Genomic DNA, 4,091 nt, shown 5'->3' on the forward strand with positions numbered 1-4,091 from the left:
CAGTAACCGTGTGGCCGGCTGCGATGAGGTCGGAAATGATATACGGACCGGAATGGCCGGTTCCGCCGGTAACAAAAACATGCATGCTGATAATCCTTGTGGGTGATGTGATTCGAGACGTCGTGGTGCCGGCGTACTCAGCCGAACAGGCTGAGGCCGATGGCGAAGTGGGTGTGCTTGACGGAGTGGGTCATGAGGCCCAGCGACAGAAGGCAGACGTGCTCCAGCGTGCGCGCCATGGGCAGCGGCCCGACGTCCAGCGGGCGCAGTCCGAGACTCTCGACGAACGACGAGACGCGCGCCTTCGCGTGCGGGTCGTCCCCCGCGAGGAACACATCCAGCGGGTGGTCCTTAGAGGGACCGGCAGCCAGGACGTGGGAGAACTGGGTGTTGAACGCCTTGACGACTTGCGCACCGGCAGGGGCGACCTTGGCGATCTCCTGCGCGCCGAAACTGCCCTTATGGGTCACAAAGCTCGTTAGGTCGGAGCCGACGGGATTGGTGATGTCGACAAGTAGCTTGCCTGCCAGCGCATCGCCGTACTGCTTCACCACGTCGAGAACGGCGGAGTAGGGAACCGCCAGGATCACGATGTGCCCGGCCGGGGCGGCGCCAAACGTTCCTGTTGTCGCGCCGGCTCCTAACTGTTCGGCCAGCGCCCGCGCCTTGGCGGCGTCGCGACTGGTCACCTCGACAGTGTGTCCGGCCTTGGCGGCAAGGCTTCCGATAGCTGCGGCCATACCYCCTGAGCCAACGATGCTGATAGTGCTCATGTGCCGTCTCCTCGTTCAACGTTCAAATCATGCTGGCCTCATTACTTGCAAATAGCAAGTGAAATGATGTGATGTTACTTGCGACACGCAAGTGATGTTAAGATCGGGTCATGAAGACGACAGGCAAAGAAGACATTCGGTCCCACTGCGCTGTGAACTACGGCGTGGAGGTCTTCGGCGACCGGTGGTCGCTCTTGATCATTCGCGACATCGTCTTTGAGGGTAAGAAGACGTATGGCGAGTTCCTGAAGTCGGAGGAGGGCATCGCGACCAATGTCCTTGCATCGCGCCTCGCCTTTCTTGAAGAGCAAGGCATTCTCTCGAGGTCGCCCAGCCCCGATGACGGGCGCAAGGACTTTTACACGCTGACCGAGAAGGGCCTGGACCTCATTCCCGTCGTGCTCAACATCGTCCTTTGGAGCGCGAAGCACGATGCGAAATCGTACGTGCGGGGCGCCAAGGAGTTCCTTGCTCGACTAAGCCGAAGCCCCACGCAGACGAGCGAAAAGGTAAAGGCGCTGGTCCGCAATGGCGGATGTCTCTTTCCTGAGAGCCGATGAAGTGTGATCTGGATCACCTTCCTTTTGCATCGCAGCGTGCGTCACCAAACGCACCGCTATAGAGTTTCCCAGGCCGGCATTTAGATCGATCTAAACCGGCACGGAGCGCTGCAGCGTTCCGCATCCACCCAGTAAGAAAATACGACACGCCATCAAAGGGGTAACGCGGAACATCGCTCCGATAGCGAAGGATTCGGAGTGCGCGCTGGGTAGTGGCGTGGCCCCCATACACAACCATCGGAGCAGGTTAATGAGTCCCAAGTTTCGGTTTAAGCGCACGCGCGTCACAGCTGCTTTGCTTCTCTCGATCGCCGGATTAACCGTTTCCTCAGCATCGCTCGCCGACACCACTGGCTACATAGGCGTTTTCGGTGGCGGACCCATTTACAAGAACCTCAACAACAACATCACCGAACTGAGTCAGTCTGGTTTTACGGAGGTCGTCGTGTGGAGTGTCGAGGTCAAGGCCAACGGCGACCTTAACCTCAACGGTGAATTCCCCATCGTTTCCAACGGCGCCTATATCGGCAACCAGACGTATCCGGACTTCGTGTCCAACCTGGCCAGCCTGAAAACTGCTGGCGTCAAACGCATCACTTTCAGTATCGGCTCGTCGAACTTCGGCGACTTCCAGGACATCAAGGCCCTGGTCAATAGCACGGCCGCAGGCGGCGGCACCGGCAAGAAGAGCACGCTCTACAAGAACTTCCAGGCGCTGAAGAAAGCCATCCCTTCGATCGACGCCATCGATCTGGATGACGAGAATGGCTATGACGCCGCTTCAACCGTCGCGTTCTCCGTGATGCTTGGCAAGCTCGGTTACCACGTCATGCCGGACGCTTTCACGAATGCCTCCTATTGGACGTCCGTGGTCAAGCAGATCAACAGGCAGCGCGCCGGTACGGTCGATGGTGTGCATCTCCAGGCGTACGCTGGTGGCGCGGGCAATAGTCCCTGTTCGGGCTGGGACTTCGGCGGCGTTCCTGTCTATCCCGGCATCGGCGACTCGTCGATCGGCGGTGACTCGGTGCCCGGTGCGCAGAGCAAGTTCGCCAACTGGGCTGATGAGTGCAGCGTCACTGGTGGCTTCCTTTGGCTTTACGACGATGTGGCGGGTAAGACTTACAACGGGAAGACGCTGTCGGCGGCATATGCCGGGGCGATTGATGCGGGTTTGACTCAGTAAGTAATTCCAAGGACGCACGGCCCACATAGGTCGTGCGTCCCCGCGGCTCATTTGYTGGCACGATCGACCTCACTGTGCTCGCATGCCTGGTGGCTCTCACCAAAGCGCACATAAACCCCGCTTTGCCAGCCGTGAGCTACGCAGACGAAGCGAGGACCCGCTAGTGCGCGAGCATCGCCTGAAGTACGGCTCGATTCGGACTTGTCTGGCTTGTCGACAACGGTCTTCATAGCGACCGTAATCACGTTTCTGGTTTTGTAGGTGTTCCCCTACAGACATCGGATCCCGCTCTACCTTACCTTCGCCCGGAACGGGGCGGCCTGGCCCCTCAGGGGAGCAATATGGACAAGTCGGCCCGCTGGCAGGGCAGCCTTCGCAGGATGTGCCTCGGCATAATCTATGATGGAGGCCACGCAAACGTAAACATTCCGGACGTACCAGGCGCAGTTGCTGAGCACTGCCATATTGCGCCGCCTTGGCCGATGGGAGGATAGAGATGTTGTGCGCCGCGCGGATTGCTGTAGTAATCGTCCTACAGGCTTGTCTCGGCGCGTGCTCGGGATGTGTCGATGCCGCTTTGACTGAGCACAAGGTTGTCACGCAGGGTGGGCTCAATGGATTTCAGATTGGCGGTGACAAGGCCGCAACGCTTGCACGCGCAAAGTCACTTGACGTCTATGCAATCGGCATTCCTCCGTACGAGAACCATATCGATCGGGCTCAGATCTTCAAACCAAAGGGCCTGTCATCTGCGGAGACTGCGTCGCTGATGAAATTTGATTGCTGGAGTTTCGAGTTGGTAGAGAAGCCTGGGGGTGCGTTTTACGAGCTTCGCTTTATTGGAGGTAAGCTCGCCGAGATTCGTTATGACCGTCCGCGCACCCAACCTGAATAATGCAAATAAGGGCTACCCGGCCAGTACTTTGATGCCGAGAGTGGGCTGAACTACAACGTCAATCGGGGCTATGAGCCGGCGACGGGACGGTACATTCAGAGCGATCCGATAGGTTTCGCCGGGGGGTGTCAACTTATCTCTACGCGGTCGCCAACCCGACAAGGTACCGCGATCCATTTGCACTCGATTACGCACACCAATGGGCTAGCGGTGGAGCCTCTATCGGAGGGACCGTAGTACTGGGTGGATCCGTGGTGGTTGCCGCTCCAACCCTAGGACGAACATCCTGCCGACGCCTCTAGAGGTCGCTGGCGGCTCGGCACATGGACGGTCGCCTCGAAAAGGCATGCCAATCGTCCGCCATGACTCGATTCATAATGTGCCTCAAGGGTGTTCCAAAAGCTGATTGGCTGCCGCAAGCTGATTGGCTGCCGCTTACTGGGATCGATACCGAAATCTAGGCTTGCGCCCAAAGGGAGCTGGCGGCCGAACACTGAACTTCAAGGCTTCAGCGGATAGATCATGATCAAAGATAAAGAAGTGGCAGCTCAGATAAACGACCTGATGATCGGCATCACCACAAAGGTCGTCGACTCCATGCTCTCGGTCATTGAACAGTGCGGCCCGGATGAGGGTGCCGCGTATCGCAAAGCCGCAGCTCGTGCGATGGGGCCGAT

5 protein-coding genes are annotated in these 4,091 nt (G+C 58.4%); 4 read left to right on the forward strand and 1 reads right to left on the reverse strand.

Annotated features, from left to right (window positions below; translation table 11 throughout):
* Positions 1 to 137 precede the first annotated feature (137 nt).
* A complete protein-coding gene (locus AC1DVF_RS28520; protein ID WP_477783547.1) occupies positions 138 to 773 on the reverse strand; it encodes an NADPH-dependent F420 reductase in 636 nt (211 codons plus the stop codon).
* Positions 774 to 883: 110 nt separating this feature from the next.
* Here AC1DVF_RS28520 and AC1DVF_RS28525 point away from each other — a divergent pair, with 110 nt between their 5' ends.
* The 4 genes from AC1DVF_RS28525 to AC1DVF_RS28540 all read left to right on the forward strand — a co-directional run bounded on the left by AC1DVF_RS28525 (position 884) and on the right by AC1DVF_RS28540 (position 3,651).
* Entirely contained in the window at positions 884 to 1,333 is a 450-nt protein-coding gene (locus tag AC1DVF_RS28525; protein ID WP_477783548.1) for a winged helix-turn-helix transcriptional regulator, read from the forward strand.
* Between the two features lie 250 nt (positions 1,334 to 1,583).
* The gene (locus tag AC1DVF_RS28530) at positions 1,584 to 2,519 is read left to right on the forward strand and encodes a hypothetical protein (RefSeq protein ID WP_477298738.1); all 936 of its coding nucleotides are present in this window, start codon (positions 1,584 to 1,586) and stop codon (positions 2,517 to 2,519) included.
* Between the two features lie 496 nt (positions 2,520 to 3,015).
* A complete protein-coding gene (locus AC1DVF_RS28535; protein ID WP_477783549.1) occupies positions 3,016 to 3,414 on the forward strand; it encodes a hypothetical protein in 399 nt (132 codons plus the stop codon).
* Positions 3,415 to 3,459: 45 nt separating this feature from the next.
* Positions 3,460 to 3,651, forward strand: coding sequence for an RHS repeat-associated core domain-containing protein (locus AC1DVF_RS28540; protein ID WP_477783550.1), 192 nt, complete (start codon positions 3,460 to 3,462; stop codon positions 3,649 to 3,651).
* Positions 3,652 to 4,091 lie beyond the last annotated feature (440 nt).

The sequence above is a fragment of the Pseudomonas sp. P4_D7 genome, assembly GCF_056401755.1.